This is a genomic window from Phenylobacterium sp. LH3H17 (assembly GCF_024298925.1).
Taxonomy (GTDB): Bacteria; Pseudomonadota; Alphaproteobacteria; order Caulobacterales; family Caulobacteraceae; genus Phenylobacterium.
Genome location: NZ_CP101283.1, coordinates 4,160,071 through 4,186,512, shown reverse-complemented (window position 1 = coordinate 4,186,512; position 26,442 = coordinate 4,160,071). Strand labels below are relative to the sequence as shown.

Genomic DNA, 26,442 nt, shown 5'->3' with positions numbered 1-26,442 from the left:
GATGGAAGGACGTCTTAAGACTTGCCACCCTAGTCGGGGCGGTTAGGGGGTCAACGGTGATTCTTCGCGACTCATATCGATATTTTCGTTGACTCAAATCCAGCCCTCGCAGGGCAAGGGAATCCCAATTTTGACGTTCCGTTGACTGAGAAGATTCGCCGCAGTCGCAGCAAGAATGGGTGCGGCGCACAAAGAAACGCCCGCGGGTTTCTCAACCCGCGGGTGCGTCAAAAAGACCATCTAGATCAGAAAGATGCCGGCCAAGCTTCCTGGCCGGCGCCGCAACCTCAGGCGGCGGCCAGCTTCTTGAGCTGGGCGGCCAGGCGGGAGACTTTCCGCGAGCCGGTATTCTTGTGGACGACGCCCTTGGAGACGGCGCGCATCAGCTCGGATTCGGCCTCGACGAAGGCGGCCTTGGCGAGGGTCGCGTCACCGGCGGTGACCGCCTCATCGAACTTGCGCAGATAGGTGCGCACGCGCGAACGGCGCGCCTTGTTCACTTCGGTGCGGCGTTCGATCTTGCGGACCGCCTTCTTGGCGCCGGGCGTGTTGGCCATGTGTCAGCTCTCAAAACGGATCGCGCCCGGGTGTCTAGCCCGGGCGGGCAAATTGGAGGCGCGGATATACGGGACGGCGGGCCTGGGGTCAATCCGCACGGACCGTTTAATCGGCCAGGGTGAAGCGGGTCCAGGCGGGATGGATGCAGATCAGGTCGGCCATGCGCTGATAGCCGCCCGCGCCGGGGTGGGCGCCGTCCCAGGCCAGGGCCTCGGCCTGGAACAGGCCGTCGGCCATCAGCGGCCGCAGGACGTCGATAAAAGGGATTCTAAGCCGCGCGGCGAGGGCTTTCAGGGCGTCGTTCAGGCCCTCCAGCCGGGCGCAGACGCCAGGGTCGACGACGGGGGGCGGGCCGACGAGCATGACGGGGCAAAGCTCGGCCGCGCCGGTCAAGACGGCCTGGGCGTTCTTCAGGCTTTCGGCCTGGGATAGCCGCGGCCGGCTGCCGTCGAGGTGACAGTCGTTGACGCCGAAGGAGAAGACGATCCGCATGGGTTCGTCCGCCGTGATCCGGGGCAGGGCCTCGGCCCGCCAACGGGCGGCGATGTCGCCGGACGTCTCACGGCGCACGCCGAGGTTATAGAGGGTCACCGCGCGGCGGCCGGCCAGGGCCCGGCCGACCCAACCGAGATGGTCGGGATCGCCGGCTCCGGCGACCATCGAGTCCCCGAAGGCGATCAGCCGCATGAAGCTACTGGCCCTTGAACGCTGGCTTCCGCTTCTCGACGAAGGCGGCCATGCCCTCCTTCTGGTCGTCGAAGGCGAACAGGGAATGGAACATCCGCCGTTCCAGCGAGACCCCGGCCGACAAGGTGGTCTCGTAGGCCGCCTCGACCAGCTCCTTGTTCATCATCACCGCCAAGGGCGACTGGGACGCGATCTTGCTCGCCGCCGCCATGGCCTCCCCGATCAGCTTGTCGGCCTCGACGACGCGCGAGACCAGGCCGGCGCGCTCGGCCTCGGCGGCGTCCATCATCCGGGCGGTGAGGATCATGTCCATGGCCTTGGACTTGCCCACGAAGCGGGTCAGCCGCTGGGTGCCGCCGATGCCCGGCGCGACGCCGAGGTTGATCTCGGGCTGTCCGAACTTGGCGGTGTCGGCGGCGATGATGAAGTCGCACAGCATGGCCAGCTCGCAGCCGCCGCCGAGCGCATAGCCCGCCACGGCCGCGATGATCGGCTTGCGAAACTGCTCGATGCGCCGGGCGCTGGCTCCGAAGAAGTCCTGCTTGAACATCTGGGCGTAGGACTTGTCGGACATCTCCTTGATGTCGGCGCCGGCGGCGAAGGCGCGCTCCGAGCCAGTCAGCACCAGGCAGCGGACGCTGTCGTCGGCTTCGGCCGCGTCCAGGGCGGCGCAGAGTTCGGCGAGCAATTGGCTGTTGAGCGCGTTCAGCGCCTCGGGCCGGTTCAACTTGATCAGGGTGACGGCGTCATGCGCCTCGACGATCAGGGTCTCGTAGCTCATGCCAGCCTCGCGCGGTTGTCCCTGGACTGGCCTCTAAGGCCCCTCGACCGAATAGCCAAGCGCTCGCAGGCGGGCGGGCAGGCCGTCCTCGCCCACCAGGTGTCCGACGCCCACCACGACCACGGTCCGGCCCTGACCGGCAAGGCGCGTGCGGAGCGCCGCCAGCCAGCGGGCGTTACGATCGGTGACCAGCCGCGCATAGAGGGCGGGGGCGACCTCGCGGAGGGGCTCCAGGGCCTGCTCGTCGATACCCGCCAGGTCGCCGGCCATCCAGTCGGCCACCAGGGCCTCATAGGCGTCGGGATTGGCGTCCAGCTCGATCAGGCTGCGCTCCAGGGAGGCGGCCTGATCGATGAGCGGCGCGGAATCGAAGATGGCGATCTGTTCGTCGGGGGTCTCGAAGGCCTTGCGCTGGGCCGAGGCCGGGGCGCTGGCCGACAGGGTCTTCTCCACCCCGCCGGAGGTATCGGCCCCGGCCTTGCGGAACTGGGCCCCGGCCAGCAGCACCTCGGCGAACCAAGGCTCCAGTCGATCCATCACCGCCAGGCTGACCCCCAGGCTTTCCGACGCCCTCGCCAGGCGCTGGGCGCCCTGCGGCGAGAGCAGGCTGGTGAGGGTCTTGCCCTCCGGCATCAGGCCGTGCCGGGCTGCGAGCTGGGCGGTGCGCGCCTCCGACATGGCGTCGATCGGCAGCTCGAACCAGAGGTCGTCGGCCCTGGCCAGGGCGGCGTCCAGTTCGGGCGGCCGCCAGTCGAGGTCCGGCCGCAGCACGTGGACCGACCCGAACAGCATCACCTCTGAATCGGCGTCGCGCACGATCCAGTACGGCGGCTTGGCCTGCGCGGGCCCACAGGCGGCGAGGGCGAGGCCGAAGAGCCCGGCGAGGAGAGCCTTTGAGAGCATGCGTCGATTCACTCTTGGCAGTCGGGGCAGAAGAAGGTGGAGCGGCCGGCCTGGACCTGGCGGGCAACGACGCCACCACAGCCCTCGTTGAGGCAGGCCTGGCCCTCGCGGTCATAGGCGCGGAAACGGTGCTGGAAATAGCCCAGGGCCCCGTCGGCGGCGGCGTAGTCGCGCAGGGTGGAGCCGCCCGCGGCGATGGCCTCGTTCAACACCTCGCGGATGATCTCGACCAGAGGGCCGAGCCTGGCCGGCGTGATCCCGCCGGCCGGCTTGAAGGGCGAGATCCGCGCCCGGTTGAGCGCCTCGCAGACATAGATATTGCCCAGGCCGGCGACGATCCTCTGGTCCAGCAGCAGGGTCTTGGGACCCTGCTTGCGGCCGGCGAAGGCTTTCTCCAGCAGGTTCGCATCGAAGGCGGGCGACAGAGGTTCGGGGCCGAGGCCCGCGAACCAGGGATGCTGGTCGCGGGTGGCGGTGTCGAGCAGGGCCATGTAGCCGAAACGTCTGGGGTCGTAATAGGTGACCCGGCCGCCATCTTCGGTGTCCAGCACCACATGCGCGTGCTTGGGATCCGGGTCGGCGGCGTAGTGGAACTCTCCGGGCCGGACGGCGCCCTGCGGTCTGGCGATCTCGAATCGGCCGCTCATGCCCAGGTGCATCACCAGGGTCTCACCCCGGTCCAGTTCGGCGATCAGATACTTGGCGCGGCGGTCCAGGCGCTGGATGGTCGCGCCGGTGAGCCGCTGGACGAAGCCTTCGGGGAACGGGAACCGCAGGTCGGCGCGGCGGGCCTCCACGCGGGCCAGGCGGCGGCCTTCCAGCACCGGCTGCAGGCCGCGGCGGACGGTCTCGACCTCGGGAAGTTCGGGCATGGAACGTGGAGTGGCATGGCGTTGCGCGCGCGACAAGGCTAAGACGCCTGCATGACCGGACCCGCCGCCACCTTCGGATTCCGCGACGTCGACCCCGCCGAGAAACCGCGCCTGGTGCGTGGGGTCTTCGACCGCGTCGCCAGCCGCTACGACCTGATGAACGACCTGATGAGCGGGGGCGTCCACCGGCTGTGGAAGGACGCCGTCGCCGCCCGCCTGAATCCGCAGCCGGGCGAGACCATAATCGACTGCGCAGGCGGCACGGGCGACATGGCCCGACGCTTCGCGAAGATGGCCCGGCGTGCGCAGGAACGACGCGGCGGTCCCGACGCCTCGGTGATCGTGGTCGACTACAACGCCGAGATGATCGCCGCCGGCCGTGAGCGGGGCGGGGAGCCGGAGATCGTCTGGGCCGTGGGCGACGCCCAGCGCCTGCCGCTGCCCGACGCCTGCGCCAACGCCTATGTGATCTCCTTCGGCATCCGCAACGTCACCGATATCTCCGCGGCCCTCGCCGAGGCCCGGCGGGTTCTGAAGCCCGGCGGCCGGTTCCTGTGCCTGGAGTTCTCGCAGCCGGCTACCGAGGCCCTGCGCCGCGCCTATGACGCCTATTCCTTCAAGGTGATACCGCAGATCGGCCAATGGGTGGCCAAGGACCGCGAGAGCTACCAGTACCTGGTGGAAAGCATCCGCCGGTTCCCGGACCAGAAGACCTTCGTCGGCCTGATCGAGAAGGCCGGGTTCAGCCGCGCCGGCTACACGAACTTCACCGGCGGGGTGGCCGCCATGCACCACGGCTGGGCGATCTAGCCGGTGGGCGGGCTGGCGGCGTTCGGGCGGCTCGCGGCCGCGGGATGGATGTTGGCGCGCAACGACGCCCTGCTTCCGCGCGAGCTGGACGCTCTCTATCCCCCCGCCGTGAAGACCCTGGGTACGGCGCTCCGGCTGCTGGCCGGACGCCAGGCCCGAGAGGGACGGCCCGGCGAGCGGTTGGCGCGGTCGCTGGAGCTGCTGGGGCCGGTGGCGATCAAGCTCGGCCAGCTACTTTCCACCCGCGCCGACATTTTCGGGATCGAGTTCGCCCAGGACCTGGCGCGGCTGAAGGACGCCCTCGCGCCCTTTCCCACCGAACTGGCCCGGCGCGAGGTGGAGCTGACCCTGGGACGGCCGGTGGCGAGCCTGTTCTCGACCTTCGGCGAGCCGGTGGCCGCGGCCTCGCTGGCCCAGGCGCATGAGGCGACCCTCACCGATGGTCGACGCGTGGCCGTCAAGGTGCTGCGGCCCGGCATCGGCCGGCGGGTGGCGGAAGACGCCGAAGTGCTGCGGCTGGCCGCCCGGCTGGTGGAGCGCTGGTCGGTCCCCGCGCGGCGCCTGGAGCCGAAGGCCCTGGCCGACACGGTGATCCGCGCCACCGAGCTGGAGCTGGACCTGCGGCTGGAGGCGGCCGGCGGCGACGAACTGGCCCAGGTCATGGCCAAGGACGGCTACATGTCCGCACCCAAGGTGGTCTGGGAGGGCGTGGGCAAGCGGGTCCTGACCCAGGAGTGGGCGCCCGGCGCGCCGCTGTCCGATCCCGCCGCCCTGGAGCTGGATGGCCTCGACCGTCCGGCCCTGGCCGACAAGCTGATCCGGGCGTTCCTGGCCCAGGCCCTTGACCATGGCGTGTTCCACGCCGACCTGCACGAGGGTAACCTGTTCGTCGCCGCGCCCTGCGAGTTGACGGCGGTGGACTTCGGGATCATCGGACGGCTCGACGCCGCCGAGCGCCGCTACCTGGCCGAGATCCTCTGGGGCTTCCTGCAGCGCGACTACGACAAGGTCGCCCAGACCCATTTCGACGCCGGCTACGTGCCCCGCGGCCACTCGGTGGCGGCCTTCGCCCAGGCGCTGCGGGCGGTGGGCGAGCCGGTGTTCGGCCGCAATGTCAGCGACGTCTCCATGAGCCGGGTCCTGACCCAGCTGTTCGAGATCACCGCTCTGTTCGACATGCGCCTGCAGCCGCAGCTCGTGCTGCTGCAGAAGACCATGATGACCGTGGAGGGCGTGGCCCGTCGGATCGATCCGCAGCACGACATCTGGGCCGCCGCCGATCCGGTGGTGCGCCGCTGGATGCTTCGCGAATTGTCCCCCGCAGCCCGGACCAAGCGTTATGCGGAAGAGGCGGTCAGCGCCCTGCGCAACCTCGCGCGCCTGATCGAGGCTCCGCCCCAGGTCCCGGCTGTGGCCGTGGTCGAGGAGCACGGCGGAACGCCGTTCCTCTGGTTCGCGGTGGGGGCGGCGGCGTCGGGGCTGGTGTTCTTGCTGGCGGCCTGGCTGCTCTAGTCCTCGATCTGCATCCGAGCGAACCACTCTTCCGCCGACAGCTCCTCCACCCCGTCCGGGCCGAACAGGGCCATGCGGTTGTTGCGAAAGACGGTGGTCTTGCCGAGGGTCGGCATGTCGGCGACCTCGACGCGGGCACGCTCGCCGACGGTCAGATAGACCAGGTCGACCTCGCCGGTGTTGAGCAGGTGGTGGACCACCCCATCGGTGGGGAAGCCCACGAAATCGCCGGGCCCGATCGCCTGGGCGACGCCGTCCAGCACCACCTCGCCCGACCCCGAGATCACCAGCACCATCTCCTCCTCCACCGAATGGGCGTGGGGGATGAAGCTCTCCTTGCCTGGCGGGATGCGGATGAGATTGGCGCCCAGTCGGGTGAGCCCGCTCAGGTCGCCGACCCGGATCATGCTCATCTCCGAGGCTGGATTGAACGGATGGCGGCCCCGGAAGGCGCGGCTCCAGTCCAGATCGGCGTACCTGATGAGATGCCTGGCCATCAGCTGTCGTCGCGCTCCCGACGCTCGGAGCGGGCCGTCAGGCGCCTCGCCTCGCGGGTCTTCTGCTCGTCCCAGTAGGCGGCGCCTTCTTCGGGCTTGAACATGGTGCGCGGCGCGCCGGCCTTGGTGATCACGGCGAAGACATTGCCCTTGGGATCGTAGAGCAGGACGTCGCCGTTGGACCGGGTCAGGCGCTGAGTCCCTGCCGGCGGGTCCTCGACGAAGGCGTGGGCCTTGCGCACGAAGTCGTCCAGGTCCTTGGCCCCGAAGGCCTCGCCGTTGCGCTCGAAACTGCGCTGGGCGTTCTCCTCGGCGCTGCCTTTGCGGCTTGCCGACCAGATCGGCTTGCCGTCGATCTCGCGCACCGGCTCGTCGCGGGTCTCCGTCCTTGCGGTCTCCGAGCCCGACCCCGACGACGATGCGGTCGAAGCCGGAGCGTCCTCCTTCTTGGCCACCGCCGAAGGCCGTTCGCAGGCGGCCAGCAACACCAGGGCCAGGCCCGCGCTCAACGCAATCTTGTAACCTGCCATTCCAGTCCCTCCAGACACACGGCCAAGGGCGATGTTATACTTCGCGTACCCAGGCCGGGGTGTGGTAGATGAATAGCCATGCCGAGTCGGCTCGGCTGCTGGACATCCTGATCCCGAATGGCGGCGACTTGGTCACGGTCTCGGAAGCCTATTTTGACGAGAGCTACGAGGACCGGAAGCCTCGCGTCCTATGCGTGGCCGGCTACGTTTTCCGAAAGTCGAAAGCGGTGGAGTTCGGCAAAGAGTGGTCCCAATACCTGAGCCGGCGGGGCCTGCCGTACTTTCACGCCAACGAATGCGCGCACACGGCCGGCATTTTTAAGGGCCGCACCGACGCCGACGAGGTGTCGCGGCACCTGATCGCGCTAACGAAGGAAAAGAGCGACTTCGGCGTGGCCGTCGCGGTCGATCAGGAAGCCTATGGAGAGGTGTTCCCAGACCGCGCCAGCACCCTAATGCCAACGCCATACGCCTTCGCCCTGATGTCCTGCTTCTACCACATCGCCCACTGGCGCAGCGTTTTCACCCGCACCTCGCCGACCGCCTTCTTTTTCGAGCAAGGCCACAAACACGCGGACGATGCTCACCGCTACCTGCGGTTCCTGCTGAAGTCGGACGACTTCGGCCCGCGCATCGGCTACCGCGCACACTCGTTTGTGCCGAAGGAGACGCCGCAGGTGCAGCCGGGGGATCTATTAGCTTGGCTCTGGCGTCTACAGGCGAGCCGCAACATGACGGGCGACCCTCGCCCGGTCCGGGCCGACCTGAAGGCCCTGATGCGGCCCCGAGACAAGCTCGGCTTCTTCGGGCGCCCGCATCTCGAACATTTTAAGGCGAACGTCCGGGCCGATTGGGAACACACGGATCAGGCCACTCGCGAAGTGGCCCGCGCCATGGGCTTGCCCGAAGACGTTGTGGAGGAATTGGCGCAGTTCCGGCCCGACTACCGGACCAGCAAAGTCTAGCCCTGTCGCTTAGGCGGCTGAATTGACTCAACTTCCGCGAAGAAACTGGTTAATTTCCCGGTTGGCGAGTCGTCGGACGCGATCATCACAATCCGCAGGTCATGCCTGTAGCGAGGGGCAACGGCCCCGGATTGGAGGTGATGTGCAAATGGCTACCCGTCAGATCGGGAAGGACGCCAAGACTGGGAAGATCATTCCCATCTCGGAAGCTAACCGCCGCAAGGCGACTGCTTATGTCCAGACCGTGAAGGTTCCTGCCAAGCGCAAGCGCGCGAGGTAGGAGGGGGGCGTCGTTTCCTAGCGGGGGCGACGCCCTTTCCTTAGCGCGTTCGATTCGCTGAGGGAATCCCCTATTTTTCCGGCGGCTTCCGCGCTGGCAAGGCGTTGTCAACGAGCCGTTCAAACGCGGCTTCGCTTTCGGTGAGGTTTAGTTCGCCAGCCGCTTCGAGATCGGTTGCGGCTTCGATGAACCTTCGGCTTTGCGCCTCGTCCTCGTCCTTCGGTTTCTTGTCCGCCATCGGCTTCCTTCGCCTTAGATCGCCCCACGAGCTGTTTGATAGGTGAGGCGCTTACCGGTCACACCGGCCAGCATCATATCAGCCCGCTGCACATCGTTCACGCCCAGCGCGATGCGGTAGCTATAGCGGAAATCGAACTCGGCCAGATAGCGATGCAGGTGGCGCTTGGCGGCGTGCTGGTAGACGCCGCGCATCCCGCGCTTGAAGATCGAGAAGTAGCCTTCGATGGTGTTGGTGTGGATCGCCTTGTCCTGGCGGTTCACATACTCGCCCTTGGAGTGATTGACGGTGTTGTGGCTGGCGAAGGTCTTGCCGACCACGGTGTACATGCGGCTCTCGTCGGTGAGCAGGTTGGCCTCGCGGTGGAGGTTGGCTTCAACCACGAGGGTGATGTCCGACAGGCTGTAGTTGTCGATGACAACCGAGCGGGCGCGGCCGGTCTCACGCTCCACGAGGGAGACGACCTTCTGCATTTGCTTGATCCCGCGCGGCTTGCCCTTCTTGGGAGCCGGAGCGCCGGGATCGGTCCCGATGAAGGTTTCGTCCACTTCGACGGTCGCGCCGCCCATGCCGAACGGGTTGGCGTCGTCGCTCTCCATCGCCTTCCGGATGCGGTGAGCCATGAACCAGGCAGTCTTGAGGGTGACGCCCAGGGTGCGATGCAGTTGGTTGGCGCTCACGCCCTTCTTCGAGGATGCCATCAGGAACATGGCTTGCAGCCACAGACGCAGGGGAACGTGGCTGGCCTCGAAGATGGTCCCGACCTTCACGGTGAAGGGCTTGCGGCACTGGTAGCACTTGTAAGCCCCGATCCGGGTGGACTTGCCGCCCATGAGGCCAATGCGCTCCACGCCGCCGCAATGGGGGCAAATCGGACCTTGCGGCCAGACGCGCGCCTCGACGTAAGCGTAGGCGGCGGCTTCGTTGTGGAAGTGGGGCTGCGAAAGAACCGACATCGGGCTAACTCCTTGTGGAATCAACCTAATCGTTCTTTTTGGGTACGGCAAGTATAATATCGCCGGCCAAGCTGTGGAACAAATTAAGAACAGAAACGCATGTTTGTCCAGCGCCCGCGTTTGGCCTATGACCGGGGACCTGTTGCTTGGGGCGTCAAACCTTGTCGGACCAACGGATTCTGCTGATCGTCGGGGGCGGGATCGCCGCCTATAAGGCCCTGGAACTGACCCGCCTGCTACGCAAGGCCGGCATTGGGGTGCGGCCGATCCTCACCCGGGCGGGCGCCGAATTCGTCACCCCGCTGTCCCTGGCCGCCCTGGCCGAAGACAAGGTCTACTCGCAGCTCTTCTCGCTCACCGACGAGGCCGAGATGGGCCATATCGAGCTGTCGCGCTCGGCGGACCTGGTGGTGGTGGCGCCGGCCACCGCCGACCTGATGGCCAAGGCGGCCCACGGCCTGGCCGGGGACCTGGCCTCGACCACCCTGCTGGCCACCGACAAGCCCGTCCTGATGGCGCCGGCCATGAACGTGCGGATGTGGGGGCACGCCGCCACCCGCCGCAACCTCGCGACCCTGAAGGCCGACGGCGTGCTGTTCGTCGGTCCGGACGAGGGGGCCATGGCTTGCGGCGAGTTCGGCTTCGGGCGGATGGCGGAGCCCGCCGCGATCTTCGAGGCGATCCTGCAGGCGCTTGCCGGCCCCGCGGCCCGGCCCCTGGCCGGCAAGCGCGCTATCGTCACCGCCGGCCCCACCGCCGAACCGCTGGATCCCGTGCGCCTGCTGACCAACCGCTCCAGCGGCAAGCAGGGTTTCGCCATCGCCAAGGCCCTGGCCGATCTCGGCGCCGAGGTGACTCTCGTGGCCGGCCCGGTGGCGGTGCCGACTCCAGTAGGCGTCAAGCGCGTGGACGTGGAGACCGCCCGCCAGATGCTGGCGGCCTGCGAGGCGGCCCTGCCGGCCGACATCGCCGTCTGCGTCGCCGCGGTGGCCGACTGGCGTCCCGCCGATACGGCTGGGACCAAGCTGAAGAAGTACGGCGGCGGCCCGCCTTCCATCGCCCTGGTGGAGAACCCCGACATCCTGGCCACCCTCTCGACCTCCGCCCGCCGGCCGAAGCTGGTGGTGGGGTTCGCCGCCGAGACCAACGACGTGGAAAACTACGCCAAGGCAAAGCTGGCGCGCAAAGGCTGCGACTGGATCGTGGCCAATGATGTGAGCCTCGAGGGCGTCATGGGCGGGGATGACAACACGGTGTCTATCGTCACGGCGGGGGGAATCGAGCGATGGGAGCGGACCGCGAAGTCGCAGGTGGCGCAGAAGCTCGCCGCCCGAATGGCCCAGGAGCTCTCGTGACGCCGACCGTCCCCGTCAAACGCCTGCCGCACAATCTCGACCTGCCGCTGCCCGGTTATGAGACCGCCGACGCCGCGGGCATGGACCTGCGCGCCGCCGTGCCGGAGGATGCCCCCGTGGTGCTGGCCCCCGGCGCGCGGTTTCCGGTGCCGACGGGCCTCGCCTTCGCGATCCCCTCCGGCTTCGAGGGCCAGGTGCGGCCGCGTTCGGGCCTGGCGCTGAAGTCCGGAATCACCTGCCTGAACTCGCCGGGGACGGTGGACGCCGACTATCGCGGCGAGGTGAAGGTGATCCTGATCAATCACGGCGGCGAGGCCTTCACGATCCGCCGCGGCGATCGCATCGCCCAGATGATCATCGCCCCGGTGATCCAGGCGGTCCTGGCCGAGGTCGCCGACCTGGACGACACCGTCCGCGGCGCGGGCGGCTTCGGCTCGACTGGGGGGCGGTAGGCATGGAACTTATTCTCGTCCGACACGGCCTGCCGGTGCGCAGCGACGGCCATGCCGATCCGGAGCTCTCCGAGGAGGGCCACGACCAGGCCCGGCGCGTCGCGCTCTGGCTGGCCGACGACGGAGTCGACGCGGCCTGGTCCAGCCCCATGCGGCGCGCGGTCCAGACCGCCGAACCCTTCGTGGCCCGCGGCGGCCATGCGTTGCAGTTGCACGAGGGCGTGGCCGAGTTCGACCGCGAGTCGGGCGCCTACGTGCCCATGGAAGTGTTGAAGCGTGAGGACTACGCCGCCTGGAAAGCCCTGGCCGAAGGCGGCCACGGCGTGGACGTGCCCGCCTTCCAGGACCAGGTCGTCGGGGCGCTGGAGGAGGTCATCGCCGCCCATCCCGGGGGGCGCGTGGCGGTCTTCTGCCATGGCGGGGTGATCAATGTCTGGACGGCTCATGTGCTGAAGATGGAGCCGCGGCTGTTCTTCGAGCCCGGCTACACCAGCGTCCACCGTTTCATGTGCGCCCGCGGCGGCCAGCGGAACGTGGTCAGCCTGAACGAGCGCGCCCACCTGCGCGAGGCGCCGGCCGCGATCTAGGACGGCGGCGGGATGTAGCCGCGCAGGGTCTCGTCGATGGCCTGGGCGACCGCCAGGGTCCGGGAGTCACCGCCGCGCGGCCCGATGATCTGCATCCCTACGGGCAGGCCTGAAGCCGCGAGGCCCGCGGGGACCACCGTGACCGGCAGGCGGCAGGCGGTCGCCAGGGCGACCCAGTTCATCATCGCCGTGTAGGGGACCTGGGTCCCGTCCGTCAGCTGCAGCCGGCGGGCCGTGAACGGCCGGTGGTCGTGCGGGAATGCGACCCGCGGTGTCACGGGCGCCAGGATCACGTCGAACCGCAGGAACAGCTCGCCCATGACGTGGCTCATCCGGGCGCGGACCTCGTCGGCGGCGATCCACTCCGCATGGCTGGCGGCATAGGCGCGCGACAGGCCGCCCCAGGACTTGAGATCGATGCCGACAGAGCCGGCCAGGTCGGCCAAGGCCCGCGCCCGCCGCGCCCGCCGCTGCAGGGCGGGCGGCAGGTCACCGCCGATGATCGACCCCAGCAGGGTTTGGAAAGCGGCCATGAGCTGGTCGGCCGGCACGGGGCTGGAGATCGGCTGGATCTCGGCGCCGGCGGCGGCGAGTTCGCCAGCCAGGGTTTCAAGCACCAGGCGGACCTCTGGATCCAGCGGAAACAGCGGCTCGTCCAGCCACAGGCCGACGCGCAGGGACGGAAGGTCGGCGGGCCTGGCCTTGGCGGCGATGGGGCCGTTCTCGATCACCGAGAGCAGCAGACGCAGGTCACGAGCCGATCGAGCCATCGGCCCGACCACATTGAGGTCGCGCTCGATATGGGCGCCGGGCGCGGGGGGCACGTGGCCGCGCTGCGAGACCATTCCCCAGGTGGGCTTGTGGGAGAACACGCCGCAGAAGCTTGCCGGGACCCGCAGGGAACCGGCGATATCCGAGCCGATCTCCAGCGACGTGACCCCTGCCGCCAGGGCGCCGGCGGACCCGCCCGACGAGCCGCCGGTGGTGCGGGCGACGTCCCAGGGATTGTTCGAGGTCCCATAGACGGCGTTGAAGCTCTGCCAGTCGCCGGCCATCACCGGAACATTGGTCTTGCCCCAGATCACAGCCCCGGCCCGGCGGGCGTGGGTCACCGCGACGGCGTCCTCGGCCTTGCGATGGCGGAAGGCGTCGAGGCCGGAGGAGGCCGGCAGGCCCGCCACGTCCAGGGTGTCCTTGATGGTCATCGGCAGGCCGGCGAGCGGACCCAGGGTCTCGCCGCGCAGGCGCAGGTCGTCGACGGCACGGGCTGCGTCCAGCGCGCGGTCGAGGTCGGCGGCGATCACCACGTTCAGGCGGGCGTGGGTGGCCTCGTGCCGGGCCAGGGCCAGCTTCAGCAGCTCGACGGCCGAGACGTCCTTGGCCATGAGCGCGGCGAGCTGGCCCGTGGCGTCGCGCCTCAGCAGATCGGCCATCAAGCACGCCCTCTCAGTTGAGACCCAGCACGTCCTGCATGTCGTACTTGCCGGGCGGCCGGTTCGCGACCCAGCGGGCGGCCTCCACCGCGCCCCGGGCGAACAGGCCACGGTCGCGGGCCGAGTGGCTCAGGGTCAGGATCTCGTCGTCGGCGGCGAACGTCACCGAGTGCTCGCCGATGATGTCGCCGCCGCGCATGACCGAGAAGCCGATGTCGCCCGGAATCCGGGGACCGGTATTGCCCTCACGCGCCCGCGCGGCGGCCAGCGCCAGATCCACGCCGCGACCCTTGGCTGCAGCCTGGCCCAGCATCAGGGCGGTGCCGGAGGGCGCGTCGACCTTGCGCCGGTGGTGGGCCTCGAAGATCTCGATGTCGTAGGCGTCGGGGCCGAGCGCCCGGGCGGCCTGGGCCACCAGGCCCAGCAGCATGTTGACCCCCAGGGAGAAATTTCCGGCCTGGACGATGGCGACCGTCTCGGCGGCCTTGCCGATGGCGGCGAGGTCCTGCTCGGAAAGTCCGGTGGAGCCGATCACCAGGGTGGGCCCGCCCCGCGCGGCGCAGGCCTGGGCCAGGGCCACCGAGGCGGCGGGGGTGGTGAAATCGATGACCACGTCGGCGCCGTCCAGCGCCGCGGCCTGGTCGACCAGACCCTCGCCGCTCGCTCCCGGACGGTCGAACCGTGCCGACAGCACGACGTCCTGGCGGCCGGCGACCACGGCGGCCACCGCCTGGCCCATGCGGCCGAGCGCGCCGGCGACGGCGATCTTGATCGGGGCGGTCAGGGGAAACTCTCCGGCGGACGCGAACGTGGGGAGCGCTACTCTCCCGTCCTTGGGCGCTGGGTCAAGCTTGCCTGGCCCTCGCCGCCCATCTCCTTCCGGAAAGCGCCAGGCGCCGCACGGAGCGCCACGCGGCGCTCCGGGCGGCGCTTTGGACCCTAGGCCGCCTGGTAGAGGGTGAACTCCTCCTTCAGCGCGCGGGCCACGGCGGGGCGGGCGCCGACCCGGTCGCGATAGGCGGCGACGGCCGGCCACTTCGCCAGGTCGATGCCCACGAACTGGGCCCAGTTGAGCACCGCCATCAGATAGGCGTCGGCCACGCTGAACTTGTCGATCAGGTACTCGCGGCCTTCCAGGTGGCTGTTCAGATAGTCGAACCGCTCGTCCGCACCCTCGCGGGCGAAGGCCTTGGCCCCGTCATTGGACTTGGCCGCGAGCAGGGGGTTGAACACCAGCTTGTGCAGCTCGGTCCCCACGAAACTCAGCCACTGCTGCAGGCGGTAGCGTTCCGGCGCCCCGGCCGCGGGGGCCAGGCCGGCCTCGGGGAAGGCGTCGGCCAGGTACTGCAGGACCGCGGCGTTCTCGGTGATCACCTCGCCGTCATCGGTGCGCACGGCGGGCACCAGGCCCTTGGCGTTGATGGTCCGGTAGTCGAGGCCGCCATTGACCGTCTTTGTCTTGGGGTCGACCTGGTTCAGGCTGACCCGGTCCTCGGCGTCGGCCTCATAGACGGCGATGCGGGTGGAGAGCGAACAGGCGAGCGGGGAGAAATAGACGTCCATGGGAAACCTCCGTCGTTGATTTTCTTACCGTTCCGCACAAAATAGATCGGCGTCAAGGATTCTTTGCGAAATGGTACAAAAAGAACCATCGGGATCGGCCAAGCCGCGGGGCCGGCCGCGCGGCTACGACCCGGCCACGGTCCTAGGTCAGGCGCGCGACGCCTTCTGGCGCAACGGATTCTCGGCGACCTCGCTCGACGACCTGTCGGCGGCCACCGGTCTCAACCGCCCCAGCCTCTACGGGGCCTTCGGGGACAAGAGGGCGCTCTACCTGGCCACCCTGCAGCGCTCGCGCCTCGAAATGCTGGCGAGCCTGGAGTTGGGTCTGTCGACGCCGGGCTCCCTGCGCGAGGTGCTGCTGGCCGTCTTTGCCGGCGCCTCGGCCATCTACCGCTCGGGCGCAGAGGCCCAGCGCGGCTGCTTCCTGATCGGCACGGCGGTGACCGAGAGCGTCGCCGATCCTGAGGTGCGCCACCTACTGGACCAGGTGTTCGGCGAACTCGACGGGGCCTTCGCCGCCCGCCTAGCCGCCGGCCTCGACGAACTGCCCCCGGGCGCCGACCCCAAGGCCCTGGGCAGGATAGCCACGGCGATCCTGCACACCCTGGCGGTCCGAGCGCGCACCGGCGCCGACGAGGCCTCCCTGCGGGCGATCTATGAGGCCGGCGTCGACCTGATCTGCGGTCGGCCTTAAAATGACGGCGAAGCTTTCCGTGGGAAGGTTGTGGCGCGGGGCCGGGCTCTATAGGTTGGCGGCCTCCAAATCCAAGCCTGCCCGAAGGAACCGCCGCGCCTATGAGCGACGCCGAAAAACGCACCTTCACCGACGAAGAAGCGCTGCACTTCCACAAGTATCCGACGCCCGGGAAGATCGCGATCGCCGCGACCAAGCCGATGGCGACGCAGCGCGACCTCAGCCTGGCCTATTCGCCGGGCGTGGCTGTGCCGGTGCTGGCGATCGCCGAGGATCCGGAGCTGGCGTACGACTACACCTCCAAGGGCAACCTGGTGGCGGTGATCTCCAACGGCACGGCGATCCTGGGCCTGGGCAATCTGGGCGCCCTGGCGTCGAAGCCGGTGATGGAAGGCAAGGGGGTGCTGTTCAAGCGCTTCGCCGACGTCGACGCCATCGACATCGAGGTCTCGGCCACTGATCCCGACGAGATCATCACGGTGGTCAAGAACATCGGCGTCACTTTCGGCGGCATAAATCTCGAGGACATCAAGAGCCCCGAATGCTTCCGCATCGAGACCGAGCTGCAGGAGCTGCTCGACATCCCGGTGTTCCACGACGACCAGCACGGCACCGCGATCATCTCCGCCGCCGGCCTGATCAACGCCTGCCACATCACCGGCCGCGACCTGAAGGACGTGAAGGTGGTGCTGAACGGCCCGGGGGCGGCGGGCATCGCCACCCTCGAGCTGATCAAGGCCATGGGCGTGACGCCCGGCAACGTGATCGCGGTGGACTCCAAGGGCGTGCTCTGGCGCGGCCGCACCAACGACATGAACCAGTGGAAAAGCGCCCACTGCGTCGACACCGACAAGCGCACCCTGGCCGAGGCGCTGGAAGGCGCCGACGTGTTCATCGGCCTGTCGGTGAAGGGCGCGCTTACCGCAGATCTCGTGTCGAAGATGGCGGCCAAGCCGATCATCTTCGCCATGGCCAATCCCGATCCGGAGATCACCCCGGAGGAGGTCTATTCGGTCCGCCCCGACGCCATCGTCGCCACCGGCCGGTCCGACTACGCCAACCAGGTCAACAACGTCCTGGGCTTCCCCTACATCTTCCGCGGCGCCCTGGACGTGCGAGCGCGGCGGGTGAACATGGAAATGAAGATCGCCTGCGCCAATGCTCTCGCGATGCTGGCCCGCGAGGACGTGCCCGACGAAGTGGCCGCGGCCTATCACGGCATGCAGTTGAAGTTCGGGCCGCAGTACATCATCCCGACCCCATTCGATCCCCGGCTGATCTGGTACATCCCGCCCTTCGTCGCCCAGGCGGCGATGGACACCGGCGTGGCCCGCAAGCCGATCCCGGACATGGACGCCTATCGCGCCTCCCTGGCCCAGCGGCTCGATCCCACCGCGGCCTTCCTCCAGAAGCTGCAGGGCGCGGTGCTGAAGGCCCCGAAGAAGCGCGTGGTGTTCGCCGAGGGCGAGGAACCGAGTGTGATCCGCGCCGCTTACGCCTTCCAGGCCGCGGGCCTCGGCCACGCCATCCTGGTGGGCCGCGAGGAGCTGGTGCGCGAGAATATGATCACCGCCGGGCTCGACCCGGCCGACACCAAGATCGAGGTGATCAACGCCCGCCTCTCGGATCGCAATCCCGACTTCGTGGAGTTCCTCTACAAGCGCCTCCAGCGCCAGGGCTACCTGAAGCGCGACGTCCAGAGGCTGATCAACCAGGACCGAAACTCCTTCGCCGCCTCCATGGTGGCGCTCGGCGAGGCCGACGGCATGGTCACCGGGGTCACCCGCTCCTACGACCAAGTGCTGGAAGAGGTGCTGCGGGTCATCGATCCGGCGCCGGACGGCCGGATCATGGGCATGAGCGTGGTGCTGTCCAAGGGCCACACCCTGTTCATCGCCGACACGAATGTCACCGAGATGCCCGAGGCCGAGGAACTGGTGGAAATCGCCTGCGAGGCGGCCCGGGCGGTGGAGACACTGGGCTACACGCCGCGCGTGGCCTTCATGTCCTATTCGACCTTCGGCAATCCCATGGGCCTGCGCTCCGAGAAGGTGCGCGAGGCCGTGGCCATGCTGGACGAGATGGACATCGCGTTCGAGTACGAGGGTGAGATGCCGCCCAAGGTGGCGCTAAATCCCGAGAAGCGCGCCAACTATCCCTTCATGCGGCTGTCGGGCCCGGCCAATGTGCTGATCATGCCGGCCATCCATTCGGCCGCCATCTCGACCCAGCTCGTGGAAGCCCTGGGAGGCGGCACGGTGATCGGACCGATCCTGCTGGGCCTTTCCAAGTCGGTGCAGATCGCCCCGCTGTCGGCCAGCGTCTCGCGGATCCTACAGGCCGCGACGCTCGCAGCCTATGAGCAGGACCTCGTCGAGGCCCAGAGCTGATGTCCGTGCGGATGCACAAGACCTAACGGCTGTCCGCTCCGAGGGGTGCGGACGATCCGTCGTCCCACCCCTCACGCACAGGAGCGCGACCCATGACCGGTCTCAGCATCGGCATCGATTTCGGCACGACCAATACGGTCGTCGCGCTCGCGGGGGCCGACGGGCCGGCCCACTTGGTGCGGTTCCCCGCGCCGCAACAGGAAGTCTTCGCCTTCCGTTCCGCCCTGTCCTTCCACGCCCCGCCCGAGCATCCGTCCGACCGCACCGTCGAGGCCGGGCCCTGGGCGATCGAGGCCTATGTGGAGGACCCGCTGGAGACGCGGTTGATCCAGTCCTTCAAGAGCTTCGCGGCCTCGGAGAGCTTCACCGAGACCCAGATCATCGGGCGGCGCTACCAGTTCGAGGACCTGCTCTCGGCCTTCCTGCTGAAGCTGCGAGACCATGCCGGCTCCGATCTGGCCGACCTGCCCAGGCGGGTGATCGTCGGCCGGCCGGTAATCTTCGCGGGCGGCGCTCCCAAGGAGGAGCTGGCGCTTCAGCGCTACGAGACCGCCTTCCAGCGCCTGGGCTTCGAAGAGATCCTCTACGCCTACGAGCCGGTGGGCGCGGCCTTCTTTTTCGCCCGGGAACTGGCCGAGGACGCCACGGTCCTGGTGGGCGATTTCGGCGGCGGCACCAGCGACTTCTCGATCATCCGCTTCTCCCGGGCGAACGGCGAGATCGTTTCCACCCCCATGGGGCGTTCCGGCGTGGGCGTCGCGGGCGACGCCTTCGACTATCGGATCATTGACAACGTGGTGTCGCCGGAACTGGGCAAGGGCTCGTCCTACACCTCGTTCGGCAAGGTCCTGCCGATCCCCAACCGCTACTATTCCACCTTCGCCCGATGGGACCAGCTCGCCCTGATGCGGGCCAGCCGGGAGATGCGCGAGATCCGCAAGCTGGTGCGCGAGGCCGTCGAGCCCGAGAAGATCGCCCGCCTGGTCGAGACCCTCGACGAGAACTACGGCTATGTCCTCTACCGGGCGGTCTCGCGCCTGAAGGAGGCGCTGTCGTCGCAGGAGCGGGCCGAGTTCGCCTTCGAGGCCGGGACCATCGCCATCCGCCGCCCGGTGGACCGCGCAGAGTTCGAGGGCTGGATCGCACCCGAACTCGCCTTGATCGAGACCGCCGTCGACGAGGCCCTGGCCGACGCCGGACTCACCGCCGAAGGGGTCGACCGGGTGTTCCTCACCGGCGGCTCTTCCCTGGTGCCCGCGGTGCGCGACATCTTCCACCGCCGCTTCCCCACTGAGAAGATCGAGACCGGCAGCGAGCTGGAATCCATCGCCTCGGGGCTGGCCCTGATGGGCCGCGAACGCGACCTCACCAAGTGGGCTCGCCGCGCGTAGGGCCTAGTTCGCCTTCTTGAGATCCACCCGATCGAAGTCGATGTCCGCCGCCGGGACCACCTCCAGGTTCGGCTTGCGCGTCTTCAGCCCTTCCAGGAAGGCCTTGGCGTCGCCGGCGACGATGACGCTCGCCGCCGCGGGGTCGAGATTGGTCTTGGCGAAGGCCTGGACCTCGGCCGGCGTCACCGCCTCCACCTTGCCGGTATAGGCGCCGATTTCGGCCAGCGGCAGATCATACAGGGCGAGGTTGCCCAGGATGTCGGCCAGGCCGCCGGTGGTGGCCAGCTCACGGCCGAAGCCGCCCACCAGCACCGACTTGCGGGCCTTCAGCTCCTCGGCCCCGGCCGGGGTGTCGGCCAGGCGCTTCAGCTCGGCGACGATCAGGTCCAGCACCTCGGGCGCGGACTCGTTCTTGGTCTGGGCCGCGGCGCGGAACAGGCCGGTGGTCCGCTGGGCCGAGAGCCGGGAGTTGGCGCCATAGGAGAGGCCGCGCTTGATGCGGATCTCCTGGTTCAGCCGAGCGGAATAGCCGCCGCCCAGCACCGAGTTGGCGACGATGCCGGGATAGTAGTCGGGCGCGGCTCGGGAGATGGCGGCCTTGGTCACGGTGACCGCGGCCTGACCCGTGCCGGGCAGGTCGATGGCCACGGCGCGCGGCGACGCCTTCGGCGTGACGCCGACCCGGGCCGGGGGCGGACCGGCCGGCGCCTTCCAGTCGCCGAACGCCGTCTCGGCCAGAGCGAAGCCCTGGGCCGGCGTGATGTCGCCGGTCAGGACCAGGATCGCGTTGTCGGGCCGGAAGCTGGCGGCGTGCAGCTTGGCGAGGTCCGCGGTCGTGAGCTTGGTCAGCGAGGCCGGGGTCCCCGTGGCCACATGGCCGAAGGCGGTGCCGGAGAACACCACCTGCGAGGCCGCGAAGCCCGCCAACTGGCCCGGCTGCTGGTAGGCCACCGAAAGGCCGTCCAGAGCCTGGGTGCGCTGGCGCTCCAGCTCCTCGTCCTTGAAGGCCGGGTTGCGCGCCACATCGGCCATGATGGCGAGCGCCGCCGGCAGCTTCTCGGGCATGACATTGAGGGTTACGGAGGCGCTCTCCTGCGCGCCGCCGGCCTCCAGGGACGCGCCGAGGGCCTCGGTCTGGCTGGCGATCTGCTGCGCGCCGCGGGTCGTGGTGCCCTCGGTCAGCATGCCGGCGGTCATGCCCATGGCGCCGGCCAGGCCTTCCGGATCGGCCCAGGCGCCGGTCCGGACGGTGAGGTCGGCCGTGACCAGCGGCAGGTCCGAGGACTTGGCGACGATGACCCGCAGGCCGTTGGCCAGGGTCTTTTCGGCGGGCTGGGGCAGGACCGGGCTGACCGGCGTGCCCAGGGGCGGCGGAGCAGCGCGCTGGCCCTCGGGGGCCAGGGTGACGATCTCGCCGGCGTACTTCACCGAGGCCACCACCGGCGGCTTGGGCGTCGCGTCGGCCTCGCCGGCCGGGCGGTTGGTTTCGGCCTGGTAGCGGATGGTCATCCGGCCGGTGTCGGTCAGGTACTTCCGCGCCACCCGCTGCACATCGGCGGCGGTGACCGCCTGGAGGTGCGCCAGCTCGCGGTTGGCCAGGGCGGCGTCGCCGGCGGTGCGCAGGGCGTAGCCCAGGGCGAAGGCGCGGCCGTCGATGGTCTCGCGGGCCCGCAGCTTGCCGGTGACCAGCTCGTTCTTGGCTTCGGCGAGTTCGGCCGTCGTGGGCGGGGCGTCGCGCAGCCTGGCGACCTGCGCCAGCAGGGCCTTCTCGCCCTCCGCGACGGTCTTGCCGTTCGAGAGGATGGCGCCGACCATCACCATGCCGGGCTGTTCGGGCAGGGAGGCGTCGGAGAAAACGTCGGCCGCCACCTGCTGCTCATAGACCAGGCTGTCATAGAGTCGCGAGGACTTGCCCGACGACAGGATGGCGTCGAGCACGGTGAGCGCTGCGGCGTCCGGACTGGAGGCGGCCGGGGCGTGCCAGGTCATGGCGACGGCCGGCAGCGGCACATTGGGGCCATAGCCCTCGAACACGCCGGACTGGGTGCGCGGCGGCTCCACGGCGGTCACCCGCTTGATGCGGGCGGCGGGGCGCTTGAGCGGTCCGAAATACTTGTCGACCCAGGCGTTGAGCTCGCCCTCGTCGAAATTGCCGATGACGATCAGGGCGGCGTTGTCGGGCCGATAATAGGCCGCGTGGAAGGCCCGGACGTCGTCGATGGTGGCGGCGTCCAGCTCCTCGATGGAGCCGATGCCGGGACGCTTATAGGGGTGGGTCGTGTAGCTGGCCTGGGGCAGGTAGAGGTACATCAGCCGGCCGTAGGGCTGGGACAGCACTGACTGGCGCAGCTCCTCCTTCACCACGTCGCGCTCCGACTTGAACACCGCCTCGTCGACCACGAGGGCGCCCAGCCGCTGGGCCTCCACCCAGAGCAGCCGCTCCAGGTGGTTGGCGGGAACCACCTCATAGTAATTGGTGAAGTCGTCGTAGGTGGAGGCGTTGTTGAACCCGCCCACATCCTCGGTCATCCGGTCGATGGTCTCGGCCGGCATGTCGCGCGTGGCCTTGAACATCATGTGCTCGAACAGGTGGGCGAAGCCCGAGCGGCCGACCGGATCGTCCTTCGACCCCACCCCGTACCAGACCTGGACCGTCACATTGGGCGTGGTCTTGTCGACCGAGGAATAGACCTTCAGCCCGTTGGCCAGGGTCCGTTCCTTGTAGGCGATGGGCGGGACCGTATCGGCGGCGACGGCGGGCGCCGCCAGCGCCAGGGTCATGGTCAGGGCGAAGGCGCGGACGGCGGTGCGGAACATGGAGGCTTCCAGAATAGGCAGGGGCCGCGACCCTATCACCGGCGCGGCCCCTGGAAAGCTTACGGGATTGTCATGAAGCTCAGGCGGCGAGCTTCACCAGCATCTTGCCGGAGTTCTTGCCTTCCATCAGTCCGATCAAGGCGGAAGGCGCGTTGGCGATGCCGTCCAGGATGGTCTCCTGGTACTTGACCTTGCCGTCCTTCAGCCAGCCGGCCATGTCGCGCTGGAAGTCGCCATAGAGGTGCATGAAGTCGGTGCCGACGAAGCCGCGCAGCATGACCCGCGAATAGATGATGTTCGACAGGTTCGAGACGTTGGAGTGGCCGGAATTGTAGCCGGAGATGAAGCCGCAGACCGGGATGCGGCCGAGCGTGTTCATGCGGCGCAGGGCGGCCTCCAGGTGGTCGCCGCCGACATTGTCGAAATAGACGTCGATCCCCTTGGGCGTGGCGTCTTCCAGCGCCTGGCGGATCGGGGTCTCCTTGTAGTTGATGACCGCGTCCAGGCCCACCTCGTCCCTCAGCCAGGCGGCCTTGTCCGCCGCGCCGGTGGAGCCCACCACATAGCAGCCCTTGATCTTGGCGATCTGGGCGGCGACCGAGCCCACGGCGCCGGCGGCGGTGGAGACGAAGACCTGCTCGCCGTCCTTGAGCTGGCCGATGTGCAGCAGGCCGCCATAGGCGGTGAAGCCGGTCATGCCGAGCGCATGCATGTGGACCGTCAGCGGCAGGTCCGGATCGGCGACAAGCTTGGTCAAGCCCTTGCCGTCGGAGACGAAGAACTCGCGGAAGCCCAGACGGTTGGAGACCAGGTCGCCGACCGCGAAATCGGGGTGCTTGGACTGCACCACCTTGCCGAGCGCGCCGCCCATCATGGCGACGTTGAGGTCCTGGCCGGCGGTTAGCCGCGGACGCATGGCCGGGTCGACCGACATGTAGAGGTTCTCGACCAGCACCTGGCCGTCGGCGGCGTCCGGCACGGACGTCTCGACCAGGGCGAAGTCGTCCTGGGCGGGCAGGCCCTTCGGACGGGCGACAAGGTGGATTTCGCGGCTCTTGGGCATAATGGCCTTCCTCGGGATTCTTATGGCGCGGCCCTGAAATGCGGATGGGCCAGGGCGGAGTTGTCGCAAGGTCACCCAGGTTTCGCCAGCGAATTTAAACGCGCGTTCGAATTATTCGGTGCCGGGCAGGACGTCGCCCCAGTCAAGGCGGCGGGCGATCGCGTAGGCCCGCTTTTCGCGGCGGGGGACGAAGCGCGGCTCGGCGGTTCCCTCCGGCGTGCAAAGCTTGAAGGTGATGCCGGGCTTTGCGGCGTGGGGCGGCGCGAGGATGCGGGCCTCGCGGCGGACGCCCCCGGCGCGGGCGGCGACCAGGTAGCTGAACTTCTCGTCCTCGAAGGGAACCTCGCCGCCCTTGGCCAGGCGGTGGTCGCGGGATCGCGGCAGGCGCTGGACGAAGTGGCACCAGTCGGGCGCGACCAGCGGGCAGGCGGCGTGGTGCGGGCAGGGCGCGAGGATGGTCGCGCCGGCGGCGATCAGACCGTCGCGGGCGGCCAGGATGCGGGCGTGGCCGGCTGGGGTTCCCGGCTCGATCAGCACAAGCATGCCCAGGGTCGCCGCCCACAGCGCCGCGACGGTCTCAGCCTGGCGGGCCGGGGCGATCTCGGCGAGGGCATAGCTGGCGATCGCCAGGTCGACGGCGGGCCAGTCGCGCGGCGCGGTCAGGTCGCCGCGCAGGCGCTGGGCGTCGCGCAGGGCGGCGGGACCCTCGGCGGCCAGGGTCGTGGCCATCTCCAGGAAGGATTGGTTCGAGTCCAGCAGGGTCGCCGCCTCGAGGGCAGGCCAGGTCTCCAGCGCCGCCCAGCCTGCGCCGCCAGGTCCCGCTCCGGCGTCGAGCAGAGTCCTGGGCTGGAAATCCGGCGCGATCCGCGCGGCCTCCGCCAGCACATGGGCCCCGGCGGCATAGGTGGCCGGCAGGCGGGTCAGGACATAGGCCGTGGCCTCGGCTGTGGAGCCCACCACCCCGGCCGAGGACTGGCCGGCCCGATACTGGGCGGAAATCCTGGCGGATTGCTCAGCCAGGCCCTTGCGCGACACGCCCTCCAGCAAGCGGTCGGCGGCCTGGCGCAGGGCGGGCGGCAGGTCGGGGCTCACGCCTCGCGGTTCTTCACCAGGTCGTCGACCACCGAGGGATCGGCCAGGGTGGAGGTGTCGCCCAGGTTGGTGAGGTCGTTCTCGGCGATCTTACGCAGGATGCGGCGCATGATCTTGCCCGAGCGGGTCTTGGGCAGGCCCGGGGCGAACTGCACGACGTCGGGGGCGGCGAAGGGCCCGATCTCCCGGCGGACCCAGCCCTTGAGCTCAGCCTGCAGGATGTCGGTGGGGGTCACGTCGGCCTTGAGTGTCACGAAGCAGTAGATGCCCTGGCCCTTGATGTCGTGCGGGAAGCCGACCACCGCGGCCTCGGCCACGTTCTCGTTGCTGACCAAGGCGCTCTCGATCTCGGCGGTGCCCAGGCGGTGGCCGGAGACGTTGATCACGTCGTCCACCCGGCCGGTGATCCAGTAGTAGCCGTCCTCGTCCCGCCGGCAGCCGTCGCCGGTGAAGTACTTGCCGGCATAGGTGGAGAAGTAGGTGTCGAAGAAACGCTGGTGGTCGCCATAGACCGTGCGCATCTGGCCCGGCCAGCTGTCGGTGACGACCAGGTTGCCGCTGACCGCGCCGTGCAGGACCTTGCCTTCGGCGTCGACCAGTTCGAACTTCACCCCCGGCAACGGCTTGGCGCAGGAGCCCGGCTTGGCGGCGTGGGCGCCCGGCAGCGGGGTGGCCAGGCAGGCGCCCGTCTCCGTCTGCCAATAGGTGTCGACGATGGGGCAGCGGCCCTCGCCCACCACCCGGTGGTACCAGAGCCAGGCCTCGGGATTGATCGGCTCTCCCACCGTGCCCAGCAGGCGCAGGGACTTGCGGCTGGTCCTGGCGACCGGCTCGTCGCCGTCGCGCATCAGGGCGCGGATGGCGGTGGGCGCGGTGTAGAAGATCTCCACCTGGTGCTTGTCGATCACCTCCCAGAAGCGGGAGTTGGTCGGGTAGTTCGGCACGCCTTCGAACATCACGGTGGTCGCCGCATTGGCCAGCGGGCCATAGACCACATAGCTGTGACCGGTGACCCAGCCCACATCGGCCGTGCACCAGAACACCTCGCCGGGGCGGTAGTCGAAGACCAGCTCGTGGGTGTGGGCCGCCCAGGCCAGATAGCCGCCGGTGGTGTGCAGCACGCCCTTCGGCTTACCCGTCGAGCCGGAGGTATAGAGGATGAACAGCGGATCCTCGGCGTTCATCGGCTCGGGCTCGCAGACGTCGGAGACGGTCTGCTTGAGGTCGGAGAAGAAGGCGTCGCGGCCCTCGACCATCGGCACGTCGGCGCGGGTGCGGCGCACGACGATCACGTCGGTGACGCCTGGGCACTGGGTCAGGGCCTCGTCGACGTTCTGCTTCAGCGGGACCACCTTGCCGCCGCGCATGCCCTCGTCGGCGGTGATGACGATCCTGGAGTCGCAGTCCTGTATGCGGCCGGCGATGCTGTCGGCCGAGAAGCCGCCGAAGATCACCGAATGCACCGCCCCGATGCGGGCGCAGGCCAGCATGGACACCGCCACCTGGGGGATCATCGGCAGGTAGATGGTGACGCGGTCGCCCTTCTTGACGCCCTTGGCCTTGAGCACGTTGGCCATGCGGCAGACTTCGGCGTGCAGCTCCTTGTAGGTCAGGCTGGTCCAGGGATGGCCCTCGTCGCTCTCCCAGATGATCGCGGTCTGGTCGCCGCGGGTCGCCAGGTGGCGGTCCAGGCAGTTCACCGAGGCGTTCAACACACCGTCGGCGTACCAGCGGATGTGGAAGGGGTGCTTGTGGAAGGACGTGTCCTTGATCTGGGTGGGCGGCGTGATCCAGTCGAGGCGGCTGGCGACCTTGCGCCAATAGGCCTCCGGATCGGTTTCCACCTGCGCGACGGCGGCCTCATACCCGGCGGCGTCCATATGCGCGCGCTTGGCCCAGGCGCTCGGAACCGGAAAAACCTCGCCTTCGCTCACTGCGCGCACTCCTTCTCACAGACTTGCGGGGAGTTATGCGGAGAGGGAGCCCGGGCGCAACAGGCCAGGGGTGAAAACCTCT

General features: G+C 68.8%; 25 protein-coding genes. 9 read left to right on the top strand and 16 right to left on the bottom strand.

The genetic code is table 11. The features are described from left to right. Positions 1-287 precede the first annotated feature (287 nt). The 5 genes from rpsT to mutM form a co-directional block, all read right to left on the bottom strand. On the bottom strand, positions 288-557 hold the full coding sequence (rpsT, locus tag M9M90_RS20745; RefSeq protein WP_254835121.1) for a 30S ribosomal protein S20: 270 nt from the start codon (positions 555-557) through the stop codon (positions 288-290). 106 nt (positions 558-663) lie between these two features. Continuing rightward, positions 664-1,245, bottom strand: a complete 582-nt coding sequence (locus M9M90_RS20740; RefSeq protein WP_254835120.1) for a GDSL-type esterase/lipase family protein — start codon at positions 1,243-1,245, stop codon at positions 664-666. A 4-nt stretch (positions 1,246-1,249) separates the two neighbouring features. Continuing rightward, complete coding sequence (locus tag M9M90_RS20735; protein WP_254835119.1) at positions 1,250-2,026, bottom strand: enoyl-CoA hydratase; 777 nt, start codon at positions 2,024-2,026, stop codon at positions 1,250-1,252. Between the two features lie 33 nt (positions 2,027-2,059). Continuing rightward, on the bottom strand, positions 2,060-2,929 hold the full coding sequence (locus M9M90_RS20730; protein ID WP_254835118.1) for a TraB/GumN family protein: 870 nt from the start codon (positions 2,927-2,929) through the stop codon (positions 2,060-2,062). 8 nt (positions 2,930-2,937) lie between these two features. After that, a complete protein-coding gene (gene mutM, locus M9M90_RS20725; RefSeq protein ID WP_254835117.1) occupies positions 2,938-3,801 on the bottom strand; it encodes a bifunctional DNA-formamidopyrimidine glycosylase/DNA-(apurinic or apyrimidinic site) lyase in 864 nt (287 codons plus the stop codon). 51 nt (positions 3,802-3,852) lie between these two features. Between mutM and M9M90_RS20720 the strand changes: the two genes are divergently transcribed. Next, positions 3,853-4,611 carry a class I SAM-dependent methyltransferase gene (locus M9M90_RS20720; protein WP_254835116.1) on the top strand — a complete coding sequence of 253 codons (759 nt, stop codon included), beginning with the start codon at positions 3,853-3,855 and terminating at the stop codon, positions 4,609-4,611. A 3-nt stretch (positions 4,612-4,614) separates the two neighbouring features. After that, entirely contained in the window at positions 4,615-6,123 is a 1,509-nt protein-coding gene (gene ubiB / locus M9M90_RS20715) for a 2-polyprenylphenol 6-hydroxylase (RefSeq protein WP_254835115.1), read from the top strand. On the opposite strand, the gene M9M90_RS20710 is transcribed toward ubiB, so the two are convergent. Together M9M90_RS20710 and M9M90_RS20705 are read right to left on the bottom strand one after the other, a co-directional pair. Then, positions 6,120-6,620 (bottom strand): cupin domain-containing protein, encoded by a 501-nt coding sequence (locus tag M9M90_RS20710; protein ID WP_254835114.1) that lies wholly within the window; start codon positions 6,618-6,620, stop codon positions 6,120-6,122. The two genes, ubiB and M9M90_RS20710, sit on opposite strands and share 4 nt — an antisense overlap. Further along, complete coding sequence (locus M9M90_RS20705) at positions 6,620-7,150, bottom strand: hypothetical protein (protein WP_254835113.1); 531 nt, start codon at positions 7,148-7,150, stop codon at positions 6,620-6,622. Before M9M90_RS20705 ends, M9M90_RS20710 begins: the two co-directional genes overlap by 1 nt. Before the next feature lie 68 nt (positions 7,151-7,218). On the opposite strand from M9M90_RS20705, the gene M9M90_RS20700 reads away from it, so the two are divergent. Further along, positions 7,219-8,115, top strand: a complete 897-nt coding sequence (locus M9M90_RS20700) for a hypothetical protein (protein ID WP_254835112.1) — start codon at positions 7,219-7,221, stop codon at positions 8,113-8,115. Positions 8,116-8,465: 350 nt separating this feature from the next. Here the strand turns inward: M9M90_RS20700 and M9M90_RS20695 are convergent, their stop codons facing one another. Both M9M90_RS20695 and M9M90_RS20690 read right to left on the bottom strand, forming a co-directional pair. Beyond that, positions 8,466-8,633 carry a hypothetical protein gene (locus tag M9M90_RS20695; protein ID WP_254835111.1) on the bottom strand — a complete coding sequence of 56 codons (168 nt, stop codon included), beginning with the start codon at positions 8,631-8,633 and terminating at the stop codon, positions 8,466-8,468. A gap of 14 nt (positions 8,634-8,647) precedes the next feature. Continuing rightward, positions 8,648-9,589 (bottom strand): IS1595 family transposase, encoded by a 942-nt coding sequence (locus tag M9M90_RS20690; protein ID WP_254835110.1) that lies wholly within the window; start codon positions 9,587-9,589, stop codon positions 8,648-8,650. A gap of 161 nt (positions 9,590-9,750) precedes the next feature. Here M9M90_RS20690 and coaBC point away from each other — a divergent pair, with 161 nt between their 5' ends. The 3 genes from coaBC to M9M90_RS20675 are packed head-to-tail and all read left to right on the top strand — an operon-like array spanning position 9,751 to position 11,983. Then, positions 9,751-10,944: a bifunctional phosphopantothenoylcysteine decarboxylase/phosphopantothenate--cysteine ligase CoaBC gene (gene coaBC, locus M9M90_RS20685; RefSeq protein ID WP_254835109.1), complete on the top strand. Its 1,194-nt coding sequence runs from the start codon at positions 9,751-9,753 to the stop codon at positions 10,942-10,944. Beyond that, positions 10,941-11,396 carry a dUTP diphosphatase gene (dut, locus tag M9M90_RS20680; protein ID WP_254835108.1) on the top strand — a complete coding sequence of 152 codons (456 nt, stop codon included), beginning with the start codon at positions 10,941-10,943 and terminating at the stop codon, positions 11,394-11,396. The genes coaBC and dut overlap by 4 nt, the downstream gene beginning before the upstream one ends. Positions 11,397-11,398: 2 nt before the next feature. Next, on the top strand, positions 11,399-11,983 hold the full coding sequence (locus M9M90_RS20675; protein ID WP_254835107.1) for a histidine phosphatase family protein: 585 nt from the start codon (positions 11,399-11,401) through the stop codon (positions 11,981-11,983). Here the strand turns inward: M9M90_RS20675 and M9M90_RS20670 are convergent. From M9M90_RS20670 to M9M90_RS20660, 3 genes are all read right to left on the bottom strand, one after another. Beyond that, positions 11,980-13,416, bottom strand: a complete 1,437-nt coding sequence (locus M9M90_RS20670; RefSeq protein WP_254835106.1) for an amidase family protein — start codon at positions 13,414-13,416, stop codon at positions 11,980-11,982. The two genes, M9M90_RS20675 and M9M90_RS20670, sit on opposite strands and share 4 nt — an antisense overlap. Before the next feature lie 13 nt (positions 13,417-13,429). Further along, entirely contained in the window at positions 13,430-14,200 is a 771-nt protein-coding gene (dapB, locus tag M9M90_RS20665) for a 4-hydroxy-tetrahydrodipicolinate reductase (RefSeq protein WP_256549253.1), read from the bottom strand. 155 nt (positions 14,201-14,355) lie between these two features. Continuing rightward, positions 14,356-14,979: a glutathione binding-like protein gene (locus M9M90_RS20660; protein ID WP_254835104.1), complete on the bottom strand. Its 624-nt coding sequence runs from the start codon at positions 14,977-14,979 to the stop codon at positions 14,356-14,358. 70 nt (positions 14,980-15,049) lie between these two features. On the opposite strand from M9M90_RS20660, the gene M9M90_RS20655 reads away from it, so the two are divergent. The 3 genes from M9M90_RS20655 to M9M90_RS20645 all read left to right on the top strand — a co-directional run bounded on the left by M9M90_RS20655 (position 15,050) and on the right by M9M90_RS20645 (position 19,454). Next, positions 15,050-15,673, top strand: a complete 624-nt coding sequence (locus M9M90_RS20655) for a TetR/AcrR family transcriptional regulator (RefSeq protein ID WP_254835103.1) — start codon at positions 15,050-15,052, stop codon at positions 15,671-15,673. 101 nt (positions 15,674-15,774) lie between these two features. Then, complete coding sequence (locus M9M90_RS20650; protein ID WP_254835102.1) at positions 15,775-18,063, top strand: NADP-dependent malic enzyme; 2,289 nt, start codon at positions 15,775-15,777, stop codon at positions 18,061-18,063. Between the two features lie 92 nt (positions 18,064-18,155). After that, the gene (locus M9M90_RS20645) at positions 18,156-19,454 is read left to right on the top strand and encodes an Hsp70 family protein (protein WP_254835101.1); all 1,299 of its coding nucleotides are present in this window, start codon (positions 18,156-18,158) and stop codon (positions 19,452-19,454) included. Positions 19,455-19,457: 3 nt separating this feature from the next. Here M9M90_RS20645 and M9M90_RS20640 read toward each other — a convergent pair whose 3' ends face one another. The 4 genes from M9M90_RS20640 to acs all read right to left on the bottom strand — a co-directional run bounded on the left by M9M90_RS20640 (position 19,458) and on the right by acs (position 26,360). Continuing rightward, positions 19,458-22,271 (bottom strand): M16 family metallopeptidase, encoded by a 2,814-nt coding sequence (locus M9M90_RS20640; protein ID WP_371876884.1) that lies wholly within the window; start codon positions 22,269-22,271, stop codon positions 19,458-19,460. Positions 22,272-22,350: 79 nt separating this feature from the next. Further along, positions 22,351-23,334, bottom strand: a complete 984-nt coding sequence (locus M9M90_RS20635) for an NADP-dependent oxidoreductase (RefSeq protein WP_254835100.1) — start codon at positions 23,332-23,334, stop codon at positions 22,351-22,353. 111 nt (positions 23,335-23,445) lie between these two features. Continuing rightward, positions 23,446-24,426: a small ribosomal subunit Rsm22 family protein gene (locus tag M9M90_RS20630; protein WP_254835099.1), complete on the bottom strand. Its 981-nt coding sequence runs from the start codon at positions 24,424-24,426 to the stop codon at positions 23,446-23,448. Continuing rightward, positions 24,423-26,360 (bottom strand): acetate--CoA ligase, encoded by a 1,938-nt coding sequence (gene acs / locus M9M90_RS20625; protein ID WP_256549219.1) that lies wholly within the window; start codon positions 26,358-26,360, stop codon positions 24,423-24,425. Before acs ends, M9M90_RS20630 begins: the two co-directional genes overlap by 4 nt. Positions 26,361-26,442: the final 82 nt, after the last annotated feature.

Bases quoted from the DNA above. Each gene is read 5' to 3' on its own strand.
- M9M90_RS20670 (WP_254835106.1), bottom strand. From the start codon at position 13,416: ATGGCCGATCTGCTGAGGCGCGACGCCACGGGCCAGCTCGCCGCGCTC.
- M9M90_RS20640 (WP_371876884.1), bottom strand. From the start codon at position 22,271: ATGTTCCGCACCGCCGTCCGCGCCTTCGCCCTGACCATGACCCTGGCG.
- M9M90_RS20710 (WP_254835114.1), bottom strand. From the start codon at position 6,620: ATGGCCAGGCATCTCATCAGGTACGCCGATCTGGACTGGAGCCGCGCC.
- M9M90_RS20705 (WP_254835113.1), bottom strand. From the start codon at position 7,150: ATGGCAGGTTACAAGATTGCGTTGAGCGCGGGCCTGGCCCTGGTGTTG.
- M9M90_RS20635 (WP_254835100.1), bottom strand. From the start codon at position 23,334: ATGCCCAAGAGCCGCGAAATCCACCTTGTCGCCCGTCCGAAGGGCCTG.
- M9M90_RS20740 (WP_254835120.1), bottom strand. From the start codon at position 1,245: ATGCGGCTGATCGCCTTCGGGGACTCGATGGTCGCCGGAGCCGGCGAT.
- M9M90_RS20675 (WP_254835107.1), top strand. From the start codon at position 11,399: ATGGAACTTATTCTCGTCCGACACGGCCTGCCGGTGCGCAGCGACGGC.
- M9M90_RS20690 (WP_254835110.1), bottom strand. From the start codon at position 9,589: ATGTCGGTTCTTTCGCAGCCCCACTTCCACAACGAAGCCGCCGCCTAC.
- M9M90_RS20660 (WP_254835104.1), bottom strand. From the start codon at position 14,979: ATGGACGTCTATTTCTCCCCGCTCGCCTGTTCGCTCTCCACCCGCATC.
- mutM (WP_254835117.1), bottom strand. From the start codon at position 3,801: ATGCCCGAACTTCCCGAGGTCGAGACCGTCCGCCGCGGCCTGCAGCCG.
- M9M90_RS20645 (WP_254835101.1), top strand. From the start codon at position 18,156: ATGACCGGTCTCAGCATCGGCATCGATTTCGGCACGACCAATACGGTC.
- M9M90_RS20650 (WP_254835102.1), top strand. From the start codon at position 15,775: ATGAGCGACGCCGAAAAACGCACCTTCACCGACGAAGAAGCGCTGCAC.
- M9M90_RS20730 (WP_254835118.1), bottom strand. From the start codon at position 2,929: ATGCTCTCAAAGGCTCTCCTCGCCGGGCTCTTCGGCCTCGCCCTCGCC.
- M9M90_RS20700 (WP_254835112.1), top strand. From the start codon at position 7,219: ATGAATAGCCATGCCGAGTCGGCTCGGCTGCTGGACATCCTGATCCCG.
- M9M90_RS20695 (WP_254835111.1), bottom strand. From the start codon at position 8,633: ATGGCGGACAAGAAACCGAAGGACGAGGACGAGGCGCAAAGCCGAAGG.
- M9M90_RS20720 (WP_254835116.1), top strand. From the start codon at position 3,853: ATGACCGGACCCGCCGCCACCTTCGGATTCCGCGACGTCGACCCCGCC.
- M9M90_RS20735 (WP_254835119.1), bottom strand. From the start codon at position 2,026: ATGAGCTACGAGACCCTGATCGTCGAGGCGCATGACGCCGTCACCCTG.
- rpsT (WP_254835121.1), bottom strand. From the start codon at position 557: ATGGCCAACACGCCCGGCGCCAAGAAGGCGGTCCGCAAGATCGAACGC.
- M9M90_RS20655 (WP_254835103.1), top strand. From the start codon at position 15,050: ATGGTACAAAAAGAACCATCGGGATCGGCCAAGCCGCGGGGCCGGCCG.